The 17,283-nt window shown below is 71.5% G+C and carries 17 protein-coding genes and 1 pseudogene; 6 read left to right on the forward strand and 12 right to left on the reverse strand.

Features of this window, described 5'->3' with window-relative positions; all coding sequences use genetic code 11:
* Window positions 1-287 precede the first annotated feature (287 nt).
* The 3 genes from rocD to FDO69_RS24345 all read right to left on the reverse strand — a co-directional run bounded on the left by rocD (window position 288) and on the right by FDO69_RS24345 (window position 3,037).
* Window positions 288-1,568: an ornithine--oxo-acid transaminase gene (gene rocD / locus FDO69_RS24335; protein WP_234388061.1), complete on the reverse strand. Its 1,281-nt coding sequence runs from the start codon at window positions 1,566-1,568 to the stop codon at window positions 288-290.
* The gene (gene ddaH / locus FDO69_RS24340) at window positions 1,565-2,395 is read right to left on the reverse strand and encodes a dimethylargininase (protein WP_104781982.1); all 831 of its coding nucleotides are present in this window, start codon (window positions 2,393-2,395) and stop codon (window positions 1,565-1,567) included. The genes rocD and ddaH overlap by 4 nt, the downstream gene beginning before the upstream one ends.
* A 126-nt stretch (window positions 2,396-2,521) precedes the next feature.
* Window positions 2,522-3,037, reverse strand: coding sequence for an Lrp/AsnC family transcriptional regulator (locus FDO69_RS24345; protein ID WP_104781983.1), 516 nt, complete (start codon window positions 3,035-3,037; stop codon window positions 2,522-2,524).
* A 122-nt stretch (window positions 3,038-3,159) separates the two neighbouring features.
* On the opposite strand from FDO69_RS24345, the gene FDO69_RS24350 reads away from it, so the two are divergent.
* Genes FDO69_RS24350 through FDO69_RS24365 form a run of 4 tightly spaced genes read left to right on the forward strand, consistent with a single transcriptional unit; the run spans window position 3,160 to window position 7,261 of the window.
* Window positions 3,160-3,909 (forward strand): LytR/AlgR family response regulator transcription factor, encoded by a 750-nt coding sequence (locus FDO69_RS24350; RefSeq protein ID WP_104781984.1) that lies wholly within the window; start codon window positions 3,160-3,162, stop codon window positions 3,907-3,909.
* A gap of 2 nt (window positions 3,910-3,911) precedes the next feature.
* Entirely contained in the window at window positions 3,912-4,310 is a 399-nt protein-coding gene (locus FDO69_RS24355) for a hypothetical protein (RefSeq protein ID WP_104782088.1), read from the forward strand.
* A gap of 27 nt (window positions 4,311-4,337) precedes the next feature.
* Window positions 4,338-6,050, forward strand: coding sequence for a sodium/solute symporter (locus tag FDO69_RS24360; RefSeq protein ID WP_104781985.1), 1,713 nt, complete (start codon window positions 4,338-4,340; stop codon window positions 6,048-6,050).
* Window positions 6,047-7,261 (forward strand): sensor histidine kinase, encoded by a 1,215-nt coding sequence (locus tag FDO69_RS24365; protein ID WP_104781986.1) that lies wholly within the window; start codon window positions 6,047-6,049, stop codon window positions 7,259-7,261. Before FDO69_RS24360 ends, FDO69_RS24365 begins: the two co-directional genes overlap by 4 nt.
* A 60-nt stretch (window positions 7,262-7,321) precedes the next feature.
* On the opposite strand, the gene FDO69_RS24370 is transcribed toward FDO69_RS24365, so the two are convergent.
* The 5 genes from FDO69_RS24370 to FDO69_RS24390 form a co-directional block, all read right to left on the reverse strand.
* On the reverse strand, window positions 7,322-7,501 hold the full coding sequence (locus FDO69_RS24370; protein WP_167526674.1) for a hypothetical protein: 180 nt from the start codon (window positions 7,499-7,501) through the stop codon (window positions 7,322-7,324).
* 80 nt (window positions 7,502-7,581) lie between these two features.
* On the reverse strand, window positions 7,582-8,532 hold the full coding sequence (locus FDO69_RS24375; protein ID WP_104781987.1) for a cytochrome c oxidase assembly protein: 951 nt from the start codon (window positions 8,530-8,532) through the stop codon (window positions 7,582-7,584).
* 184 nt (window positions 8,533-8,716) lie between these two features.
* Window positions 8,717-9,742, reverse strand: a complete 1,026-nt coding sequence (locus FDO69_RS24380) for a 6-phosphofructokinase (protein ID WP_104781988.1) — start codon at window positions 9,740-9,742, stop codon at window positions 8,717-8,719.
* A gap of 203 nt (window positions 9,743-9,945) precedes the next feature.
* On the reverse strand, window positions 9,946-10,674 hold the full coding sequence (locus FDO69_RS24385) for a type 1 glutamine amidotransferase (RefSeq protein ID WP_104781989.1): 729 nt from the start codon (window positions 10,672-10,674) through the stop codon (window positions 9,946-9,948).
* Window positions 10,675-10,697: 23 nt separating this feature from the next.
* The gene (locus FDO69_RS24390; protein ID WP_104781990.1) at window positions 10,698-11,936 is read right to left on the reverse strand and encodes a MurT ligase domain-containing protein; all 1,239 of its coding nucleotides are present in this window, start codon (window positions 11,934-11,936) and stop codon (window positions 10,698-10,700) included.
* Between the two features lie 158 nt (window positions 11,937-12,094).
* Between FDO69_RS24390 and def the strand changes: the two genes are divergently transcribed.
* Complete coding sequence (def, locus tag FDO69_RS24395; protein ID WP_104781991.1) at window positions 12,095-12,643, forward strand: peptide deformylase; 549 nt, start codon at window positions 12,095-12,097, stop codon at window positions 12,641-12,643.
* A gap of 53 nt (window positions 12,644-12,696) precedes the next feature.
* On the opposite strand, the gene FDO69_RS24400 is transcribed toward def, so the two are convergent.
* The gene (locus FDO69_RS24400; protein ID WP_104781992.1) at window positions 12,697-13,341 is read right to left on the reverse strand and encodes a TetR/AcrR family transcriptional regulator; all 645 of its coding nucleotides are present in this window, start codon (window positions 13,339-13,341) and stop codon (window positions 12,697-12,699) included.
* Between the two features lie 171 nt (window positions 13,342-13,512).
* On the opposite strand from FDO69_RS24400, the gene FDO69_RS24405 reads away from it, so the two are divergent.
* Window positions 13,513-14,739, forward strand: coding sequence for an acyl-CoA dehydrogenase family protein (locus tag FDO69_RS24405; protein WP_104781993.1), 1,227 nt, complete (start codon window positions 13,513-13,515; stop codon window positions 14,737-14,739).
* Here FDO69_RS24405 and FDO69_RS24410 read toward each other — a convergent pair.
* The 3 genes and pseudogenes from FDO69_RS24410 to FDO69_RS24420 form a co-directional block, all read right to left on the reverse strand.
* Window positions 14,736-15,257, reverse strand: a complete 522-nt coding sequence (locus FDO69_RS24410; RefSeq protein WP_104781994.1) for a cupin domain-containing protein — start codon at window positions 15,255-15,257, stop codon at window positions 14,736-14,738. The genes FDO69_RS24405 and FDO69_RS24410 overlap by 4 nt on opposite strands.
* Before the next feature lie 7 nt (window positions 15,258-15,264).
* A pseudogene (locus FDO69_RS24415) lies at window positions 15,265-16,236 on the reverse strand (cytochrome P450 family protein); the annotation flags it as partial.
* Window positions 16,196-17,257 carry a type III polyketide synthase gene (locus FDO69_RS24420; protein ID WP_104781995.1) on the reverse strand — a complete coding sequence of 354 codons (1,062 nt, stop codon included), beginning with the start codon at window positions 17,255-17,257 and terminating at the stop codon, window positions 16,196-16,198. The gene FDO69_RS24420 and the pseudogene FDO69_RS24415, both read right to left, overlap by 41 nt.
* Between the last annotated feature and the right edge of the window lie 26 nt (window positions 17,258-17,283).

Here is a 17,283-nt window from a genome sequence, read left to right on the forward strand (position 1 = left end):
TGCGGGGCCGGTCGGGGCCCCGTGCCGGACGCACTGGGGGGCGGCCCGGATGCCGGATGGAGGGTGGCGGCCGCCCCGGGGACAGGCACGCCGGCCCGGTTCCGTCCGCGCGGCGAAAGGCCCGGTTGACGCGGGGACGAGGGCGGACGGCCCAGCTCGGGCCGTCGCCCTGCCTGTGTGGCTTGGGCCGTCGCCCTGCCTGTGTGGTTTGGGCCGTCGCCCTGCCTGTGTGGCTTGGGCCGTCGCCCTGCCCCTGCGGCTCGGTCCGCCGCCCCGCCCCTGTGACCTCAGCCCCCTTGTTCCAGTGCCTTCTCCAGTGCCCCGAGGGCCTCCGTCAGCTCCTCGCCCGTGATGGTGAGCGGTGGGGCCAGGCGGATCGTCGAGCCGTGGGTGTCCTTCGCCAGGACCCCCTGTCGCATCAGGCGTTCGCTGATCTCGCGGCCGGTGCCGAGTGCGGGGTCGACGTCGACGCCCGCCCACAACCCGCGCGAGCGGAAGCCGACGACGCCCCTGCCGACCAGCCCCGTCAGACCGTCGCGCAGGATCGCGCCCAGCTCGGCCGCACGGCGCTGGAACTCGCCCGTCTCCAGCAGCTCCACCACCGCCGTACCGACCGCCGCCGCCAGCGGATTGCCGCCGAACGTCGAGCCGTGCTCACCCGGGTGCAGCACCCCGAGCACCTCCCGGCGCCCGACCACCGCCGACACCGGCACGATGCCACCGCCCAGCGCCTTGCCCAGCAGCAGCACGTCCGGCACCACCGGCTCGTGCTCCACCGCCAGCGTCCGGCCCGTACGGCCGAGCCCGGACTGGATCTCGTCCGCGATGAACAGGCAGCCCTTGCGGCGGGTCAGCTCCCGCACGCCGGCCAGATAGCCCTCGTCCGGGATGATCACCCCCGCCTCGCCCTGGATCGGCTCGATCAGCACCGCCGCCGTCGTCTCGTCGACCGCGGCCTCCATCGCGGCCAGGTCGTTGTAGGGCACCACCCGGAACCCCGGGGTGAACGGACCGAAGCCCGCCCGGGCCGTCTCGTCGGTGGAGAAGCTGACGATCGTCGTCGTACGCCCGTGGAAGTTGTCCGCCGCGACCACGATCGTCGCCCGGTCGGCCGGTACGCCCTTGACGTCGTAGGCCCACTTGCGGGCCACCTTCACCCCGCTCTCCACCGCCTCCGCGCCGGTGTTCATGGGCAGCACCATGTCCATACCGGTCAGCGCCGCCAGCCGCTCCGCGAACTCGGCGAGCCGGTCGTTGTGGAAGGCGCGCGAGGTGAGCGTCAGCCGGTCCAGCTGCCGGTGGGCCGCCTCGATCAGCGCCGGGTGCCGGTGGCCGAAGTTGAGGGCCGAGTAGCCGGCCAGCATGTCGAGGTAGCGCCGCCCCTCCACGTCCTCCACCCAGGTGCCCTCGGCCCGGGCGACGACCACCGGCAGCGGGTGGTAGTTGTGCGCGAGGACCGGCTCCTCCGCGCGGATCAGCTCCTGCGAGCCACGCGTCTCCTGCGCGTCACGGGCCTCCCGCGGGCCACGGGCTCCCTGCGGGTCCTCGGTGCGGACGGGTGCGGTCATGAGCGGATCTCCCGGATCTCCTGGGTGCAGCACTTGATGCCGCCACCGGCCTTGTGGAACTCGGACAGGTCGACGGGGACGGGGACGTAACCGCGGTCGGCCAGTTGCCCGGCCAGGCTCGTCGCCCCCGGTGAGATGAACACGTGGCGCCCGTCGGAGACGGAGTTGAGCCCGAACGCCATCGCGTCCTCGCGGGTGGCGAGCACCGCGTCCGGGTACAGCCGGGCCAGCACCTCACGGCTGCCCGGCGAGAACGCCTCGGGGTAGTAGGCGATGTTCCCCTCGTGCCCCTCGTCGAGGACGAACAGCGCCGTGTCCAGGTGGTAGAAGTACGGATCCACCAGCTTCAGGCCGATCACCGGCGTCCCGAAGTACTCCTGCACCTCGCTGTGGGCCTCCCGGATCGTCCGGAAACCCGTCCCGGCCAGGATCCAGCGGCCGGCCGGCACCAGGTCGCCCTCGCCCTCGCACACCGACTCGGGGTGGTAGACGTCGTAGCCCTCCGTCTTGAACCACGCCTCGTACGGCACGGACTCGGGACGTCGCTCGGGCGCGTGGAAGAGCGAGCCGAAGACGCGGCCGTCGACGACGACCGCCGCGTTCGCGGCGAAAACCATGTCGGGCAGGCCGGGAACGGGTTTCACACTGTCCACGGTATGGCCGTGGACACGGTAGGTGTCGACCAGCGCCTGCCACTGGTCCAAGGCGCGGATGACGTCGACGGGTTCGTCGGGATGCATCCACGGGTTGATCGCGTACTGCACGGCGAAGTGTCTGGGTTCGCAGACGAGGTAGCGCCGCCGGCGCGGCACACGGGAGTCGGGCACAGAGGGGTCCCTCCGCTTCCTCACGGTGTGTGACAGGGTGTTGACACAACGGTAGGAACCGGGGGTGGTGCCCGACAAGAAACAAAGGTTGCGCGTTGACGCAGGAACGCTGCGTCTTCCAGCCGCTCAGCGCACGTCTGCTGCGTCGCCGGGAACCCCTTCCGGGGCCGGTTGACTCGCCCCCGCCTCCGGGCTCTCCGGCAGCAGATGGGACAGCACCATCACGCTGATCGTCTTCCGGATGAACGGCTCCTGCCGGATGCGCTCCAGCACCTCCTCGAAGTGCTCCACGTCCCGCGCCCGCACGTGCAGCAGCGCGTCCGCGCCGCCGGTCACGGTCATCGCCGCGGCGATCTCCGGGTAGTCGCGCACCACCTCGGCCAGCCGCCGCGGCGGGGCGGCGCCCTCGCAGTACACCTCGACGTAGGCCTCCGTGCGCCACCCGAGCGCCGACGGCTTCACCGTCGCGGAGAAGCCGGTGATCACGCCCGTCTCGCGCAACCGGTCGACCCGCCGCTTGACCGCCGTGGCCGACAGCCCGATCGCCGTGCCGATCTCGGCGAACGACGTCCGCGCGTTCGCCATCAACGCGGTGATGATCTTCCGGTCGAGTTCGTCGAACGGCGTGGACCTGCTGTTCATGCGGGCACTGTATCCACCGGCACCCCGGCCCGCGCCCGGCCCGACGCGAGCACCGCATCCAGCGGATACGTCCACCCCCGGCACATGTCCAGACGTACGGATCACCCCTACACTCCGGGTTCATGCTGCGCGCCCTGGCTGTCGACGACGAACGCCCCTCCCTGGAGGAGTTGCTGTACCTGCTGCACGCCGACCCCCGCATCGGCAGCGCGGAGGGTGCCGGCGACGCCACCGAGGCGCTGCGCCGCATGAACCGCGCGCTGGAGTCCGGCCCGGGCGGGCCCGAGGCCATCGACGTCGTCTTCCTCGACATCCAGATGCCCGGCCTCGACGGTCTCGACCTCGCCCGGCTGCTCACCGGCTTCGCCCGGCCGCCCCTGGTCGTGTTCGTCACCGCCCACGAGGACTTCGCCGTGCAGGCCTTCGACCTCAAGGCCGTCGACTACGTCCTCAAACCGGTCCGCAAGGAACGCCTCGCCGAAGCCGTCCGCCGGGCCGCGGAACTGCGCGGCGCCGCCCCGCGCATCCCCGTGCACGAACCCGACCCGGACCACATACCCGTAGAACTCGGCGGCGTGACCCGCTTCGTCGCCGTCGACGACATCACCCACGTCGAGGCCCAGGGCGACTACGCCCGTCTGCACACCGACAAGGGCAGCCACCTGGTGCGCATCCCGCTGTCCACCCTGGAGGAGCGCTGGCGCACCCGCGGCTTCGTCCGCATCCACCGCCGCCACCTCGTCGCCCTGCACCACATCGGCGAACTCCGCCTCGACGCGGGCACCGTCAGCGTCCTCGTCGGCTCCGAGGAACTCCAGGTCAGCCGGCGCCACACGCGCGAACTGCGCGACCTGCTCATGCGGAGGCCGTGACCGTGCCCCAGGACCACACCGAACGCCGCGTCGTCGTGACCGGCCCGCCGCGGCAGACCCTTCCCCACGCCCGGCTTCGCTCGCGCGGGCGGTACCCGCAGGCATCCTCCGGCCCTTACCGTCCGCGCACCGAGATCGACGAGCAGACCACCCTCGGCCACACCTACGTCCGCTCCCTGATGCGCACCCAACTGCGCGCCGCCCTCACCGTGTTCGCGGTCCTCGGCCTGCTCGTCGGCCCGCTCCCGCTGCTCTTCGCGGCGATGCCCGACACCCGGCGCCTGGAATGGGCCGTCCTCGGCTTCGGCCTCTACGTCCCGCTGGTACTGCTCGCCCGCTGGTACGTCCGCCGCGCCGAACGCAACGAACGCGACTTCGTACGCCTCGTCGAAGACCGCTGAAGTCCCACCGATGAACTCCGGCCCGTGATGAACTCCAGCTACGCCATCCCCGCCGTCGCCCTCGTCGTCGTCGCGACCGTCCTCGTCGGCGCCTTCGGCCTGCGCATCTCCCGCACCACCTCCGACTTCTACGTCGCCTCCCGCACCGTCGGCCCCCGCCTCAACGCCACCGCCATCAGCGGCGAATACCTCTCCGCCGCCTCCTTCCTCGGCATAGCGGGCCTCGTCCTCGTCCAGGGCCCCGACATGCTCTGGTACCCGGTCGGCTACACCGCCGGCTACCTGGTCCTGCTGCTCTTCGTCGCCGCCCCGCTGCGCCGCTCCGGTGCCTACACCCTCCCCGACTTCGCGGAGGCGCGCCTCGGATCCCAGGCCGTGCGGCGGCTCGCCGGCGCCTTCGTCGTCGGCGTCGGCTGGCTGTACCTGCTGCCCCAGCTCCAGGGCGCCGGACTGACCCTGACCGTGCTGACCGGGGCGCCCGACTGGCTCGGCGGAGTGATCGTCGCCGTCGTCGTGACCGCCACCGTCGCCGCCGGCGGCATGCGCAGCATCACCTTCGTCCAGGCCTTCCAGTACTGGCTGAAACTCACCGCCCTGCTCGTCCCAGCCCTGTTCCTGGTCCTCACCTGGCAGAGCGACGGAGCACCCCGGCACGCCTTCGACGAACCGGCCAGCTTCCGCGAGCAGCGCGTCGTGCGCGTCGACGACTCGATCGACCTGAAGCTGGACCGGCCCCTGAGCGTCACGGTGACCGGCACCGTCGACGGCCGTTCCCACACCGGCACGCGCCTGGAACTCACCGCCGGAAGCCACCACATCGAGCGCGGCACCCGGCTGACCTTCGCCCGGGGTGCCCCCGTCCCCGAGGCCGAGCGCAGCGGCGGCGACCTGTCCCCCTCGCAGGCCGAGAGCCGGGAGGAACGCCCGCTGTACGCCACGTACGGACTGATCCTCGCCACGTTCCTCGGCACCATGGGCCTGCCGCACGTCGTGGTCCGCTTCTACACCAGCCCGCACGGCGTCGCCGCCCGCCGCACCACCGTCGCGGTCCTCGGTCTGATCGGAGCCTTCTACCTCCTGCCCCCCGTCTACGGAGCCCTCGGCCGCCTCTACGCCCCCGAACTCACCCTCACCGGCGACCCGGACGCCGCCGTCCTCCTGCTGCCCGACCGCATGATCGGGGGAGTGGGCGGCGACCTGCTGGGCGCGCTGGTCGCCGGGGGCGCCTTCGCCGCGTTCCTCTCGACCGCCTCGGGCCTGACCATGGCGGTCGCGGGCGTCCTCACCCAGGACGTCCTGCCGTCCCGGGGCGTACGGCACTTCCGGCTCGGGACGGTCCTCGCCATGGCCGTTCCCCTCGCGGCGAGCGTCCTGGTCGGCGGACTGCCGGTCGCCGACGCCGTCGGGCTGGCTTTCGCCGTCTCGGCGTCCTCGTTCTGCCCGCTGCTCGTCCTCGGCATCTGGTGGCGGCGGCTCACCCCGCCCGGAGCCGCCGCCGGGATGCTGGTCGGCGGCGGTTCCGCGCTGCTCGCCGTCGCCGCGACCATGGCGGGCTACCCGGGCGAGGGAGCCGCCCTGCACGCCCTGCTCGCCTGGCCCGCGCTGTGGTCGGTGCCGCTGGGCTTCCTCACCATGATCCTGGTGTCCGTGGCCACCCCCGGCCGGGTCCCGCCCGGCACGGCGGCGGTCCTGGCCCGGTTCCACCTGCCCGAGGAACTGCGCACCGAGGTGACGGCATGAGCGGGTTCCTGGCGGGCTTGTGCGTCGCCGTGCTCCCGGTGCTCGCCCTCGGGGTCTGGCTCGGACGGCGCACCGCACGGGCCAAGAGCCTCGCCGGCCTCGGCACCCCCGTCGAGCACGCCACCTTCGAGACCCTGCACACGGCGTCCCTCGCCGCGCCCCCGCTGCGGGCCGGCCTGACCGAGGAGACCGCCCGCAAGTCCGCCCGCAAACTCCGCTCCCTGCTCGGTACGGACGCCCTGTGCCTCACCGACCGGGAACAGGTCCTGGTCTGGGACGGTGACGGCGCCCACCACCGCACCGAGATCATGGATCGTCTCGCGGGCCCCCTGGAAACCGGGCGTGGCGAGGCCTTCCGGCTCACCTGCGACAGGCTCGACTGCTCGGTGCGCTGGGCGGTCGTCGCCCCGCTCACCGTCGACGACCGGGTGCACGGCGCCCTGGTCGCCTGCGCGCCCCGCGAGTCGGCCGTACTCGTCCGGGCCGCCGGCGAAGTCGCCCGCTGGGTCTCGGTCCAGCTGGAACTGGCCGATCTCGACCAGTCCCGCACCCGCCTCATCGAGGCCGAGATCAAGGCGCTGCGGGCCCAGATCTCCCCGCACTTCATCTTCAACTCGCTCGCGGTGATCGCCTCGTTCGTCCGCACCGACCCCGAGCGCGCCCGCGAGCTGCTGCTCGAATTCGCCGACTTCACCCGCTACTCGTTCCGCCGGCACGGCGACTTCACCACCCTCGCCGAGGAACTCCACGCCATCGACCACTACCTGGCGCTGGTGCGGGCACGCTTCGGCGACCGCCTGTCCGTCACCCTCCAGATAGCGCCGGAGGTGCTGCCGGTGACCCTGCCCTTCCTCTGCCTTCAGCCGCTCGTCGAGAACGCCGTCAAGCACGGCCTGGAGGGCAAGGCCCCGTCCTCGGGCAAGTGCCACATCCAGATCACCGCACAGGACGCGGGCGCCGAGGCCCTCGTGGTCATCGAGGACGACGGCGCCGGCATGGACCCCGGCCTGCTCCGCCGCATCCTCGCCCGCGAGGTCAGCCCCTCGGGCGGCATCGGCCTCTCCAACGTCGACGACCGGCTCCGCCAGGTCTACGGCGACGACTACGGGCTCGTCATCGAAACCGCCGCGGCAGCCGGCATGAAGATCACCGTCCGGCTCCCGAAGTACCAGCCCGGCGTGCACTCGGCGGGCCGGCTGACCGGGGAGTGAGCCGCCCCACCGGCTGACCGGGGAGTGAGCCGCCCCACCGGCCGACCGCGCGGTGAGCCGTCAGGTGCTGCGCGTGGTGACCACCAGTCCCAGCGTGATCAGGCCCAGGACGACCCAGCCGAACCACAGCCAGCCGTTGCTCCCGAGCGCCACCGTGTAGGCCGTCACCAGGACCAGCCCGCCCAGCGTGAGCGCCCCCATGGTCTTGGTCGAGTTGAAACCGTTCGTGGAACCGGGCATCGCAACACCCTCCTCATGGTTCGGTCCCTCCATGGTGCCCGGCGGACGCCCGGCGCGCACGGCCCGTACCGAAGAGGTCTTCAGCGCCCCGGCGTGTTCAGGGAGGCCAGATAGGCGTTGTACGCCTCCAGCTCCTTGTCCCCGTCACGGTCGGCGGCCCGGTCCGTGCGCCTGGCCTGCCGCTGGTCCGAGGCGTACCACTGGAACAGCAGTGCCACCAGCACCAGCACGGAGGGGATCTCGCTGAACGCCCAGGCGATGCCGCCCGCCGCGTTCTGGTCGGACAGCGCCTCGACGCCGAGCGACGCGGGCGGGTTCTTGAACGTCTCGACCATCGGCTCGGACGCCATCATCAGCGAGATCCCGAAGAACGCGTGGAAGGGCATACCCGCGAACAACTCCAGCATCCGCATCAGGTAGCCGGGGCGGTGCGGGCCCGGGTCCACGCCCATGATCGGCCAGAAGAACACCAGGCCGACGGCGAGGAAGTGCACCATCATCGCGATGTGGCCCGCCTTGGAGCCCATCAGGGTGTCGAAGATCGGGGTGAAGTACAGCCCGTACAGGCTCGCGATGAACAGCGGGATCGTGAACGCCGGGTGTGTGATGATCCGCATGTACCGGCTGTGCAGGAACATCAGCAGCAGCTCACGCGGCCCCTTGCGGCCCCGCCCGGCCGTGGGCAGCGCCCGCAGCGCCAGCGTGATCGGCGCCCCGAGCAGGATGAGGATGGGCGAGACCATGCTGATGACCATGTGCTGCACCATGTGCACGCTGAACATGACCATGCCGTAGTCGTTCAGCCCGGTGCACATCATGAGCACGATGCTGAGCACGCCCAGGACATAGGCGACCGTGCGCCCCACCGGCCACTTGTCCCCGCGCCGGACGAGCCGGACGACACCCCACCCGTACAGGGCGAGCCCGGCCAGGCAGGCGACGAGAAAGAACGGGGCCGCGGACCACTCCAGCCCTCGCCCCAGCGTGAACGGCGGCAGATCCATGGTCATGCCGTGCCCGCTGTGATCCATTCCGCCGGCTCCTGTTTCGTGGGGGTGTGCAGCAAGTTGTCCGCCCACAAGAGTAGGACCGCCCCCGACCACACAAGTGACCGGGGGCAAGGTTCCAGGGGCGCGGGGCTGTGTTCGATATGCGGCTCCGCCGCGTGGGCGCGACAAGCCACGAACACCCCGCACCCGGCCGACTACAGCACCCTCAGAGAACGCACTCCGCCTCGTCGTACCGATCGTCGGGAACGGTCTTCAGCGTCTCCACAGCCTCGGCCAGCGGCACCATCACGATGTCGGTGCCGCGCAGCGCGGTCATCTGCCCGAACTCACCCCGGTGCACCGCCTCCACCGCGTGCCACCCGAACCGCGTGGCCAGCACCCGGTCGTAGGCGGTCGGCGTACCGCCCCGCTGCACGTGTCCGAGGATCACCGGGCGGGCCTCCTTCCCGAGGCGCCCCTCCAGCTCCACGGACAGCTGCCGGGCGATCCCGGCGAACCGCTCGTGCCCGTAGATGTCCTTGCCGCCCTCGTCGAACTCCATGCTCCCGGCCCGCGGCTTCGCCCCCTCCGCCGCCACGACGATCGCGAAGCGCTTGCCCGCCTCGAACCGCTCGCCGACCCGCCTGGTCAGTTCCTCTATGTCGAAGGGCCGCTCGGGCACGACGATGGCGTGCGCACCGGCCGCCATGCCGGAGTGCAGCGCGATCCAGCCGGTGTGCCGGCCCATGACCTCGACCACCAGGACCCGCTGGTGGGACTCGGCGGTGGTCTTCAGCCGGTCCAGGGCCTCGGTCGCCACGCCCACGGCCGTGTCGAAGCCGAAGGTGACGTCCGTGACCGCGATGTCGTTGTCGATGGTCTTCGGCACTCCCACGACGGGCAGACCGCTGTCCGACATCAGCCGCGCGGCCTTGAGCGTGCCCTCGCCGCCGATGGGGATGATCGCGTCGAGGCCGAGTTCCTCGACATGGCCCTTGGCCCGCTCCACGCCGTCCCGCAGATGGGAGGGCTGGACCCGGGAGGACCCGAGAATCGTGCCGCCGCGGGCGAGGATGCCACCCACCGCGTCGAGGTCGAGCTTGAGGTAGTCGCACTCCAGGAGGCCCTTCCAGCCGTCCCGGAAGCCGATGACCTCGTCGCCGTGGTCGACGACGGCGCGGTGCACGACGGACCGGATGACGGCGTTCAGGCCGGGGCAGTCGCCGCCGGACGTGAGGACACCAATGCGCATAGCCCGAAATACCTTCTCAACGTGGGCCGGGGGCCGGACCGCGTTGTCCGGCTGGAATCCCCGCCACCCTAGCGGCACCGAGGGGCCGGACCGAAGCACGCGTCCGCCTGCTGGACGACCCCGCTCACCTGTGCGGATGGGTCGTCATACGGGCTGTTGACCAGCAGGTTGACGCGTACCTCGGGCACGCTGCGCCGCTGTGCCTAGGCGGGCTGCTGAGCAGCGGCGATGCGCTCGTTGCGCAGGGCCTCGTACCAGCGGTCGTCCGTCGGCGGCAGCGCGTTGACGTCGAGGGCCAGCTTCAGCAGCAGGTCCGCGATCAGCGGGTTGCGCGCGAGCACCGGCCCGTGCATGTACGTGCCGAAGACGGTGTCGTTGTAGGCGCCCTCGGTGCCGTCGCCCGTGCCGTTGCCGTTGCCGAAGCGCACCTGGGCGAGCGGGCGGGCGGTGGGGCCGAGGTGGGTGACGCCCTGGTGGTTCTCGAAGCCGGTCAGCGGGGGCAGGCCGAGGCGGGCGTCGACGTCGCCCAGCACGTCACCGACGCAGCGGGCACCCTCGCCGCGAGTCGACACCACGTCCAGCAGGCCGAGGCCGGGCTCGCGCTGGCCGAGGTCGTTGATGAACTCGTGGCCGAGGATCTGGTAGCCGGCGCACACGGAGAACACGATGGCGCCGTTCTCCACGGCCCGCTGCAGTCCGCCGTCCCGGCGCAGCCGCTCGGCGGCGAGCCGCTGCGGCCGGTCCTCGCCGCCGCCGATCAGGTAGATGTCGCCGGAGGTCGGGATCGGCTGGTCGCTGCGCACGTCCAGCCGGGCCACGTCCAGGCGGCGCTGGCGCGCCCGGCGCTCCACGACGAGGACGTTGCCCTGGTCGCCGTAGGTGCTGAGCAGGTCGGGATAGATCCAGACGATGCGCAGTTGGTTGTCGCTCACAAAAGTCCCCTGACGTCTCGTGCTCAGTTGCCGACGCGGCGGCGGAGGTCCTGGAACGCCGTGTAGTTGGCGATGACCTCGATCCGGCCCGGCGGGCAGGCGGCCACGGCCTGGTCGAGGTTCTCGTAGACCTGGAAGTGCTGGTCGGCGACCTCCAGGCGCACCGCCAGGTCCAGTCGCCGGTCGCCGACGACGCAGATCGGGTGGCCGGTCAGACGCGTGTAGTCGACGTCCCACAGCCAGGAGGTGTCGGTGCCGTCGGCGCCGCGCGCGTTCACGGAGAGGATGACCGGCGTGGGCGGAGGGTCGATCAGGGAGAACGTCTCGAGCCAGCCGGCCGGGTTCTTCGCGAGCAGGAGTCGCAGGTCACGGCCCTGGAACTGGACGACGTCGTAGCGCCCGGCCACCGCCTGCACCTGGTACATGCGCTCCAGCGCGACCTGTGGCGGCACCCCGAACACGGCGGCGACGGCGGCCGAGGAGGCTGCGTTGGCCTTGTTGGCGCGACCGGGAAGCTGGAGATGGATCGGCCAGGCCGAGCCGTGCGGGTCGAGGACGTGGTCGCCCGAGAGCGCCCAGCTGGGCGTGGGACGGCGGAAGCCGCACTCGCCGCAGAACCAGTCGTCGCCCGGGCGCTGCATGACGCCACCGCACGACGGGCAGGACCAGGCGTCGTCCTTCCACATCTGCCCGGCGGCGACCCAGATCACATTGGGGGAGGACGACGCCGCCCACACCACCAGCGGGTCGTCGCAGTTGGCCACGACCACCGACTTGGAGCCCGCGAGGCCCTCCCGCCAGTTCTCGGCGAGCATGCGGGTCTCGGCGGCACGGTCGAGCTGGTCGCGCGAGAGGTTGAGCAGGGCGATGCACTTCGGGGCGGTGTCCCGGGCGACGCCGGCGAGGTACTTCTCGTCGACCTCGATGACGCCGTAGCGGGCGTCGGAGCTGCCGGCGAGGGCCGAGGTGATGCCGGCCGGCATGTTGGCGCCGAGCGCGTTGGAGACGACGGGTCCCGCCGCGCGCAGGGCCTCGGCGATGAGCCGGGTGGTGGTGGTCTTGCCGTTCGTCGCGGAGACCAGGATCACGTCCAGGTTCTGGGCGAGCCGGGCGAGGAGGTCGGGGTCGAGTTTGAGCGCGACCCGGCCGCCGATCACCGAACCGCTGCCGCGCCCTGCGGCGCGCGATGCCGCCGCGACCGCCTTGCCCGCGGTCACGGCCAGCTTGGCCCGCGGCGAGAGCGGGTCCGAGTTGCCTGCCATCAGTTCTCGATCCTCCTTGCGTACGCGCCGCGCCTTGAAGCCTGACGGCCACGTGGTGTGGACCTCAGCCTATCGAGATCCATTCGCACTCCCGAACCGCGGCACTGTGGCGAACTCGTGTGGGAGACGCGGACCGACAGGACCTTACTCTGGCCGTCATGCGAACCAGCTCCATCCCCGGCGCCCACGGCCGGGTGAGACCCCTCACCCTGCACGGCGATCCGCTGCTGCACACCCCCTGCGCGGAGGTCACCGACTTCGGCCCCGAACTGGCGCGCCTCGTCGAGGACTTGTTCGCGACGATGTACGCCGCCCAGGGTGTCGGCCTCGCCGCCAACCAGGTCGGCGAGGCGCTGCGGGTCTTCGTCTACGACTGCCCGGACGACGAGGACGTCCGCCATGTGGGCCATGTGGTCAATCCCCGCCTGACCGAACAGGACGGCGTGGTGATCCGGGGCCCGGAGGGCTGCCTGTCCCTGCCGGGCCTGGAAGCGGGCACGGAACGCCACGACCACGCGGTCGTCGAGGGCTTCACGGTGACGGGGGAACCCGTCACCGTTCACGGCACGGGCTTCTTCGCCCGCTGTCTCCAGCACGAGTGCGACCACCTGGAGGGGCGGATCTACGCGGACCACCTGACAGGCTGGCGCCACCGTCGGCTGATGCGACAGGTGGCCAAATCTTCCTGGCGCCGAGTGGATCGCTGACTAGGGGCGCGGGGAACTGCGCGAACAACAGGCCGTCAGGCGACATACGACGCTCAGAACCCCGGACCCCCCACCCGATCCCCGGCGGCCGCAAGCCGACCCCACAGAAGATCAGCCAGACTCCGCACCAACTCCGCACGAGAACAGGGCCGTTCCCCCAGCCACCAGTCCCCGGCCGCATGCATCATGCCGACGATCCCGTGCCCCCACACGCGAGCGAGCTGCTGCCCGCCCGGACCGAGATCCAGCCGCTCCTCGATGACCTGCGCCAGCTCCTCGCCCATCCGCCGCAGCAACGGCGCGCTGTGCTTGCCGACGTCGAACCCCTGGTCCCCCGGCTGGCCCCCCTCCGCGGGGTGCATCAGGAACCGGTACACCTGGGGCCGCAGCTCGATCGCCGTGAGGTACGTGTCCAGCGTCGCCTCGACCCGCTCCCGCCGGTCCGCCGGCGCGTCCAGCGCCGCCCGCAGCGAGTCCAGCAGGGCGTCCGTGTGCCGCATGGCAAGGGCCGCGTAAAGTCCGCCCTTGTCGCCGAAGTGCCGGTAGAGAATCGGCTTGGTGATGCCGGCCTCCGCCGCGATCGCGTTCATCGATGCCTGCGGTCCGTCGCGCAGCACCACCCGGTCGGCGGCCTCCAGCAGCTCACGCCGGCGGCGGTCGGCGGACCGTTGCTGATCGGTCCGCTGCGTGGTGTCCATGGTCTCTCCCCACCCGTGCTGTTTCCATGACGCCTGCGAAAACTAACACTGAAGCGTGCCCCCGACACCGAACGGGTGCCGACCGGTCGGTAGGAGTTGACTTCGACTACCCGCCGGTAACAGACTGTGTTACCGCAAGTAACATGCATGTGTGCCGCTGGAGGGGACGACATGGCCGAGTTCACCATGGAGCTCAACGACGAACAGAAGGAGGTCCGGGACTGGCTGCACGGCTTCGCGGCCGATGTGATCCGCCCCGCGGCCGCCGAATGGGACGAGCGTGAGGAGACTCCCTGGCCGGTCATCCAGGAGGCCGCCAAGGTCGGCATCTACTCCCTGGACTTCTACGCCCAGCAGTACTTCGACCCGACCGGCCTCGGCATCCCCATGGCGATGGAGGAGCTGTTCTGGGGCGACGCGGGCATCGCCCTGTCCATCGTCGGCACCGGCCTCGCCGCCGTCGGCGTCCTCGCCAACGGCACCGAGGAGCAGATCGGCACCTGGATCCCGCAGATGTACGGCGACGCGGACGACGTCAAGGTCGCCGCATTCTGTTCCTCCGAGCCCGACGCCGGCTCCGACGTGGCCTCCATGCGCACCCGGGCCGTGTACGACGAGGCCAAGGACGAGTGGGTGCTCAACGGCACCAAGACCTGGGCGACCAACGGCGGCATCGCCAACGTCCACGTCGTCGTCGCGGTCGTCGACGCCGAGCTCGGCTCCAAGGGGCACGCCTCCTTCATCGTCCCGCCCGGGACGCCGGGTCTCGCCCAGGGCCAGAAGTTCAAGAAGCACGGCATCCGCGCCTCGCACACCGCCGAGGTCATCCTGGACAACGTGCGGGTTCCCGGCTCCTGCCTGCTCGGCGGCAAGGAGAAGCTGGACGAGCGGCTGGCCCGGGCGCGGGAGCGGGCCAAGGCGGGCGGCGAGCGCGTGAAGAACGCGGCCATGGCCACGTTCGAGGCGTCGCGCCCGGCGGTCGGAGCCATGGCCGTCGGCACGGCCCGCGCCGCCTACGAGGTCGCCCTCGACTACGCGAAGACACGCGAGCAGTTCGGCCGGCCGATCATCGACAACCAGGGCGTCGCCTTCCAGCTCGCCGACATGCGGACGTCCATCGACGCGGCCCGGCTGCTGGTGTGGCGCGCGTCCTGGATGGCGATCAACGGCAAGCCGTTCACGGCGGCCGAGGGCTCGATGTCCAAGCTCTTCGCGAGCGAGACGGCCAAGAAGGTCACGGCCCAGGCGATCCAGATCCTCGGTGGCAACGGCTACACCCGGGAGTACCCCGTGGAGCGCATGCACCGGGACGCGGCCATCTACACCATCTTCGAGGGCACGAGCGAGATCCAGCGCCTGGTCATCGCCCGCACCCTCGCCGGCGTGCCCATCCGCTAACGGTGCCGGAGCGGCGTCAGCTGCTCGATGTCGTAGCGCGCCCGCAGCTCCTCGATCGCCGCCTGGTCCGGCGGGCCCCCGCCGCCGAGGATCTCCAGCAGTTCCTCGAAGTACCGCTCGTGGTCGGGCGGCGGGCTCGCCTGGAAGAACACCTTCGCCGGTGTGTCGGTCGGGTTGGCGAACGCGTGCGGGCATCCCGGGGGCACGGCGATCACCGTCCCGGGCGTCGCCCGCACCACCCGGCTGCCCGAAGCGGACTCCCACGTCCGCCAGTTGTCGGGTGTGCGGATCCGCGGCTCGAAGGCGAGGACGTCCAGCTCGCCCTCCAGCACGTAGAACAACTCCTCGCTGCGGGTGTGCACATGGGCGCCGACGTCGAAGCCCGGGGGCACGACCACCTCGAAGGTGGAGGCCATGCGGGAGTGCGTGCCGGTCACCTTGAAGGTGACGCGCTGGGCGGGCGTCTCCATGATCCGGCCGTGGCCGGGTGGGACGAGCAGCCCTTCCGTCGCCGTCATCGCCGGGTCACCACGTCACGGGCAGGGACTCGGGCCCGCGCGGCCGCGTGCCCGCCCTGAGGGGCAGCTCGTCGGCGGGAACGGAGAGCCGAAGGCCCGGTACGCCGTCGAGGAGCGCTTCGACGAGCAGCTCCGACACCATCCGGGCCGGCAGGCCGCCGGGCCAGTGGTGCGGGCCGAGGCCGAAGGAGACATGCGGGTTCGTGCCGCAGCCGAGGTAGCTCGTCCCCGGCTCGGGGAAGTCGTCCGCGTCGCGGTGGGGGAGTCGGCGCAGCAGTTCGTCGACGGCCCGGGGACGGGTCTCCGGTTCGGCGCGCAGCCGTTCGGCGAGGTCGGGCCGGGTCAGCAGGACGTAGAACAACCGGACACTCTGATCGGTGACCGCCTCGCCGCCGATCCGGAGCAGGACCGCGAGAGAGACGGCCTCGTCCAGGGTCACCTCCTCCCTGCCCACGGCGGCACCGAGCAGGGCGGCGACGTCCTCGCCGGTGCTGCCCTCGCGCAGGCCGATGAGATCGGAGAAGTAGGCGCCCATCTCCCTCCTGGCCTTCTCGCCGGCCTCGGCGCCGTGCGAGGAGGACAGGATCAGCCGGGTCCAGGCGTGCATGCCCTGCCGGTCGGCGGGCGGGACGCCCATCAGCTCGCAGATCACCGCGCTGGGGAAGGGGCTGAGCACGGCCTCGGTCAGATCGGCGGGCGGGCCGTCCTGCAGCAACTCGTCGACCAGTTCCGCCAGCATGCGCCGGCACCGTTCGCGCACCCGCTCCACCCCCTGCGCCGTGAACGCGGCGGCGACGGCGCGGCGCGAACGGGTGTGGGCCGACAGGTCCAGGAGGCCGTCGGCGTCGACGCCCGGGTCGACGGCGGCGCCGGCCGGGCCGGGCGCGGGCCGGTCCAGGACCGGGGTCGGGTCCTCGGTGATCGTCTCTTCGCTCATGTCACCTCGTCTCGTCCGCGCTGTGCCAGCGGCCCAGGGCCATCTCGGCGGTGATGCCGGGCCCGAACCCGGCGAGCAGCCCGCGCGCCCGGTGCTCGGCGCCGCCCTCGTCGAACAGCCGGCGCAGCGCGTCGAGGACGACGGCGCTGGCGATGTTGCCGTACTCGGTCAGCGTGGCCCGGCTGAACCGGAAGGCGTGCGGGTCGACATGCAGGAAGGTGCTGAGGTCGTCGAGGATGCGGGGGCCGCCCGCGTGGACGATGTAGAAGTCCAGGTCGGAGGCGTCCCAGCCATGATCACCGGCCAGGTCCTTCAGCACGGGCGCGAGCGGTTCCATCGTCGCCGGTACCCGCTTGTCCAGCAGGAAATGGAAGCCGGTCGCCTTCACGTCGTACGTGATCCAGTCCTCGGTCTTGGGGATCAGATACGAGCCGTTGCGCTCCAGCCGGATGCCCTCGCCGCCTCGGCCGCGGACCACGGCGGCGGCGATGCCGTCACCGAACAGGCCGTTCGACAGCAGCGAGCCGACACCCATGTCGGTGGGCTGGTAGCACAGCGAGCAGAACTCGCACGCCACGATCAGCGCGTTGGCCTGCGGGTAGGCCGTGCAGAAGTCGTGGGCCCGGTTGATGGCCGCGCCGCCGCCCGCACAGCCGAGCTGGGCTATCGGAAGCTGCCGGGTCGTCGGCTCGAAGCCCATCTCGTTGATCAGCCAGGCCGTGAGCGAGGGCATCATGAAACCCGTGCACGACACGTAGACGATCAGGTCCACTTCCGTGGTGAGCAGCTCGGCGTCGTCGAGTGCCCGCTGGACGACCGCGGGCACTCGGGCCTTCGCCTCGGCCTCGTAGAGCTTGTTGCGGTCCTCGAACCCGGGGTGCTTCAGCGTCTCCCCGACGGGCTGCACGATGTGCCGGGTGCGTACCCCGGTGTTCTCTATCAGCCGGAGGGCCAGCGGCAGTTGGGGGTGCCCGGCGTGGCGCTCACGCGCCAGCTCCAGGGTCTCCTCCATCGTGATCACGTGCTCTGGAACGGACACCGAGGGTCTGCACAAAGTCGCCATGAGCCGCGCCTGCTTTCGCCGCCCGG

Origin of the sequence: Streptomyces tibetensis (assembly GCF_007655005.1) — a bacterium.
GTDB lineage: Bacteria > Actinomycetota > Actinomycetes > Streptomycetales > Streptomycetaceae > Streptomyces > Streptomyces tibetensis.